At 60.3% G+C, this 1779-nt stretch carries 2 protein-coding genes and 1 pseudogene; all 3 read right to left on the bottom strand.

Translation table 11 applies throughout. From position 1 onward, the window contains the following. Nucleotides 1–456: pseudogene (locus OZ10_RS20065) on the bottom strand (XVIPCD domain-containing protein); the annotation flags it as partial. Beyond that, nucleotides 453–1118, bottom strand: a complete 666-nt coding sequence (locus OZ10_RS20060) for a hypothetical protein (RefSeq protein ID WP_039566860.1) — start codon at nucleotides 1116–1118, stop codon at nucleotides 453–455. The gene OZ10_RS20060 and the pseudogene OZ10_RS20065, both read right to left, overlap by 4 nt. A gap of 112 nt (nucleotides 1119–1230) precedes the next feature. After that, the gene (locus tag OZ10_RS20055) at nucleotides 1231–1452 is read right to left on the bottom strand and encodes an XAC0095 family protein (RefSeq protein WP_039566857.1); all 222 of its coding nucleotides are present in this window, start codon (nucleotides 1450–1452) and stop codon (nucleotides 1231–1233) included. Between the last annotated feature and the right edge of the window lie 327 nt (nucleotides 1453–1779).

Below are 1779 nucleotides of genomic sequence, written 5' to 3'. Positions count from 1 at the left end.
CTTGTCCAGATAGACCCGCGTCGGCTCTGTAAGGTCTACCTGACTCTCTCGCTGTGCGTGGGCGTCCTGCATCCTGTCGCCCATTGTCTTGCCGAACGCTGCCAACGCGTTGGCGCGATGTTCTGCCAGCACGCCATGCATGGTTTCGTGACCCAATACTTCTGTGAGGTGATCGATCCGCACACGGCCCTGCCAATCCTGAAACAGCGATCCACTGACGTTGAGCGTGCCCGCTTTTCCATCCTTGCCGTCCTGAAAGTGACCAGCGTTGTGTTGGCCATGCGAGACGGCGATGGCACCAATCTGCCCGTTCGCTATCGCATTCCCCAATAAGTTGGACAGGTACGGCGATTCGGAGATGGCTTGTCTGAGGGATGCCTCAGCCCCTTCGGGAAGGTTGGGGTCTTTGCGCATCTGCAACAGCAATGGCTCAATCCGTAGGTCAACTGGCGTCACGCATCACCTCCATCGATCTGGGCGCCATATACGCACTCGCGCTTTGTGCCACCGGCGGTGGTCTCGTAGATCAGCAAGGCAACCGAGAAGCCTTGCGCTCCGTCCTGGACGGCGCGCCAGTGCTGCCGCTGGGTGCCGCCCTGGAACGGCCGTTGCCCGCCACGCTTGTAACCCATGGCCTCAAGCTTGGCCGAGAGGTCGGCCGCATCCCAAACACATGCGGCATCGGGTACGCGCGTCGGGTCGTGTTTGTCTGGCAATCCGATCAGCATGTTGATAAAGGAAAATCCTTTTTTCTCCGGGCTATGCGATACATACAACGTATAGCCGTTCGCCAGAGGAAGGTTTCTCAGCACACGCCGTGACACCGCAAGATCCTTCGGCGGGTCGAATGTGATGCCTAGCATCTCCTCCATCCGCTTATGGCTCATGTCGCCGGGTTGTTCCAGTGACGCTGCAAATCTCAAAAGCCCGGCTTCAATCTGTTGGATGCTGAGGGTGGCTTCCTGCGTCATGGCGGTTTGCGCAGAACGCGCTGCGGGTGTGGGCGATGTTGCAGCGGGCAGATCACCCGCTTTCTCAGACGGCCGGGTGCACGCGCTGGGCAGCATCGAGGTTAGTGCCAAGCAAGGCAGCAGCGTGAATAAGCGAAAGCGGGTCATTGTTGTCTTGTATGCCGGCGCGGCGCGTCGATACAAGGCAAGGTACTCGCCCACGTCCAAACCGGCCAGCCCATCGATTGCAGGGCTGACACGCTGACAGAGACAGGCAGCGCTAGGGGGCGGTACTCAAATCCCCAAGCACATCATCCACCTGCTCGACCAGGTTCTGCAGGCAATGGGCCCATTGCTGCAGTGGAATCGTTGGCGTCCCCAGCGTGGCTTCGTCGCGGGTACGTGGTGTGGCCAGGGTAGCGAGCAGGCGCAGTTGATCGCGTACGCGCAGCAGGTGGTATTGCGTGCCTTCGGACATCCAGTAACCGGGTTCGTTGTGCATGCTGCTCTCCTTGCCGTGAGGCAGCTCCCGCTGCACAACGCAGCGGGATGCCGGGAGGCTAGAAACCGCACACAGCCGGCGGGCTTATTCCCCTTGCGGGTGTTGTATTCGCCGCCCTCCCGGCGTAGGAACGCCGAGCAGTGCCAAGCCAGATGGCCGAGCACAAAAAACCCACCAAAACTCGGAGGTGGGTACCGCTGTGTGGGGAGTTTCTAGGCTCCGGCTGGAAGTGTGCGTGTGGCGCAGGGCAGGGTCAAGCTGAGGTGACTGGCCGGGTGCAGAGAAGCCGCCTACATAAAAGAATTTTTTGGCTAAGCGCAGCACTGC

The organism is Xanthomonas cannabis pv. cannabis (assembly GCF_000802365.1).
Classification (GTDB): Bacteria; Pseudomonadota; Gammaproteobacteria; order Xanthomonadales; family Xanthomonadaceae; genus Xanthomonas; species Xanthomonas cannabis.
The sequence above is the reverse complement of the archived record's forward strand: the minus strand, read 5'-3'. Positions and strand labels throughout refer to the sequence as shown.

Bases quoted from the DNA above. Each gene is read 5' to 3' on its own strand.
- OZ10_RS20055 (WP_039566857.1), bottom strand. From the start codon at position 1,452: ATGCACAACGAACCCGGTTACTGGATGTCCGAAGGCACGCAATACCAC.
- OZ10_RS20060 (WP_039566860.1), bottom strand. From the start codon at position 1,118: ATGACCCGCTTTCGCTTATTCACGCTGCTGCCTTGCTTGGCACTAACC.